This window comes from Acidovorax sp. KNOB132, from assembly GCF_057541515.1.
In genome coordinates this window covers 1-2,555 of record NZ_BAAJYT010000389.1, presented here as the reverse complement: position 1 = coordinate 2,555, position 2,555 = coordinate 1, and the positions used below count along the sequence as shown (strand labels likewise).

Genomic DNA, 2,555 nt, shown 5'->3' with positions numbered 1-2,555 from the left:
CGGGCCTGCACGATCTCGTCCGCCGGCCCCAGGCGGGTGCGCAGCCGCACCTCGGCCAAGGCGGCGCTGCGTTCGTCCAGGGCGGCCATCTGCGCCAGCCGCTGCGCCTGGCGGCGGGCGGCGCGCAGGTCGAGGTAGTTGCGCACCACATCGGCCACGACCGCCACCCGAACGCCCTGGGCATCGGCCCCGGCCGCATCCAGTTCGGCTTCGCCGGCCTGGCGCGTGCTTTCGCCGGCGCCGAAGAGGCCCAGCTCCCACACCATGTCCAGGCTGGCGTGAAAGTAGGTGTCGGTGGCCGAAATGTCCTGCAGCGAACGGGCGCTGGCGCCCAGCGACGGCCGGAACTGCAGGGCCGCGCGGCCCGATTGCAGCCGCGCCTCGCGCAGCCGGCTGGCGGCCTGCGCCAGGTCGAGGTTGCTGGCCAGCGCTTCCTGCACGAGGGCATCCAGCGCAGGGTCGTTGAAGGCCTTCCACCAGGACCGCAGGTCGGCTGCCGGCGCACCGGCGGGCGCCGGCTGGCTCCAGGCCGCTGGCACCGGGGCCACGCCCTGCACCGAGGGGGCATCGGCCCCCCCCGAGCGCGGCGCACCCGGCCACCAGGACGGACAGCGCGGCGCACGGCAGGAGGTGAAGGGATCGGTTCACGCGGACAGGACCTCGAGGGGGAAAGGGCATTCGGGGAGGGTTTTCAGCGGGCATTGGGCCCGCCAAAATTCGCGCAGCCGTGAATACCGTGTGGAGAAAACGTGGAGACGCGCCGGGGCCGGTGCGGAGGGCGGCCCATGGATAATCGGCCGGCGATGTGCCGCCCTCGGACCCTCCCCGGGCCCCGTGGCCGCCGCCCTAGCCCCTGGTGCCATGAACAGTCCTGCCCCCCTGCCTGGTCCGCTTGTCCTCGTGGTCGAGGACGAACCCGGGATCGCCAGCATCCTCACGGCCTACCTGCAGCGCGACGGGCTGCGGGCGCAGCAGGCCGGCAACGGCCTGGACGCCCTGCGGCTGTTTCGCCAGCTGCGGCCCGACATGGTGCTGCTGGACATCCACCTGCCCGGCATGGACGGCCTGGACGTGCTGCGCGCCATCCGCGAAGAGGGGCAGACCCCGGTCATCATGGTCACCGCGCTGGCGGACGACATCGACAAGCTGCTCGGCCTGCGCCTGGGGGCCGACGACTACGTGGTCAAGCCCTTCAGCCCGCCCGAGGTAGTGGCCCGCGTGCGCGCCGTGCTGCGCCGCACGCGGTCGCAGGAAGCGCCCGCCACCACGCCGATCCGCGTGGGCCGGATCGAGATCGACCAGCAGGCCCATGCCGCCCTGGCCTATGGCGAGGACGGGCGTGCCGTGCCGCTGCCGCTCACGTTGACCGAATTCCGGCTGCTGGCCTGCCTGGCGGCGCAGCCCAAGCGCTGCTTCTCGCGCGGCCACCTCATCGAGCATTGCCTGCCCGAGAGCGACGCGCTCGACCGGGTGATCGACTCCCACCTGTCCAAGCTGCGGCGCAAGCTGCAGCAGGCCGGGCAGGGCGAGCTGATCGAGACGGTGCGCGGCATCGGCTATCGCCTGTGGCCCGGCGAGTCCGCCGAGGGCTGACCCGAGCCGCCGCGCCATGCAAGGCTCCATCCTCGATCGCATCTGGGTCCGCTTCGGGCTGTACATCGCCGGGACGCTGCTCGCCACCATGGGCCTGCTGGCGGCCAGCGTGGTCGTGTTCTCCGAAATGCAGTACCGCGATTTCTACCGCAGCCTGCCCGCCACCGTGCAGCACGAACTGGACGAGCTCAACGACCACGACCAGGAGGACAGCCCCCAGGCGATGGCGATCTATGGGCAGTACTGGCGCGGCGACCTGCTGTTCGGCGAGAAGTGGTCGCTGGTCGTCGGGCTGGTGGTGTGCCTGCCTTTCGGGCTGGCAGTGGGTTTCTGGGTGTCGCGCCTGGTCACGCAGCCCGTGGCTTCGATGGCCGAAGCCGCCACGCGCGTGGCCATGGGCGACTTCACCGTGCGGGCGCAGCCGGGCCGCTACAAGGGCGAGATGGCCGAGATGGTGGGCCACTTCAACCAGATGACCGATGCGCTGGAGGACATGGCGCGCGAGCGCCGTGCCACCGCCGCCTCCATCTCGCACGAGTTGCGCACGCCGCTGACCGTGCTGCGCGCCCGCCTGCACGCGATCTGCGACGGCGTCATCGAGGCCGACGCCGCCGAGTCGCGCGCGCTGCTGGAGCAGGTCGAGTACCTCGGGCGCCTGGTCGGTGATCTGCACACCCTGTCGATGGCCGAAGCCGGCCAGCTGTCGCTCAAGATGGCGCCGCAGGACCTGGCGGAACTGGTGCGCGAGGCGCTGGCCAGCCATGCCAGCCGCATCGCCGAACATGGCGTGGCGCTCGATTTGCAGGTGCCGCAGGCGCCACGCGCGGCGCTGGTGAATGCCGACCCCGACCGCCTGCGGCAGGTGCTTTTCAACCTGGTCGAAAACGCGCTGCGCCACGCGGGCGACGGCGGCTGGCTGGGCGTGGCGGTCGAGGCGACGGGCTGCCGGCGTGGCGCTGCGC

3 protein-coding genes are annotated in these 2,555 nt (G+C 72.1%); 2 read left to right on the top strand and 1 reads right to left on the bottom strand.

Annotated features, from left to right (window positions below; all coding sequences use genetic code 11):
- A partial coding sequence (locus AC27IO_RS22835; RefSeq protein ID WP_498740936.1) for a TolC family protein occupies positions 1 to 548 on the bottom strand: 548 nt, incomplete at its 3' end.
- A gap of 313 nt (positions 549 to 861) precedes the next feature.
- On the opposite strand from AC27IO_RS22835, the gene AC27IO_RS22830 reads away from it, so the two are divergent.
- Together AC27IO_RS22830 and AC27IO_RS22825 are read left to right on the top strand one after the other, a co-directional pair.
- On the top strand, positions 862 to 1,593 hold the full coding sequence (locus AC27IO_RS22830) for a response regulator (RefSeq protein WP_272565278.1): 732 nt from the start codon (positions 862 to 864) through the stop codon (positions 1,591 to 1,593).
- Positions 1,594 to 1,609: 16 nt separating this feature from the next.
- A partial coding sequence (locus AC27IO_RS22825) for a HAMP domain-containing protein (protein WP_498740933.1) occupies positions 1,610 to 2,555 on the top strand: 946 nt, incomplete at its 3' end.

Bases quoted from the DNA above. Each gene is read 5' to 3' on its own strand.
- AC27IO_RS22830 (WP_272565278.1), top strand. From the start codon at position 862: ATGAACAGTCCTGCCCCCCTGCCTGGTCCGCTTGTCCTCGTGGTCGAG.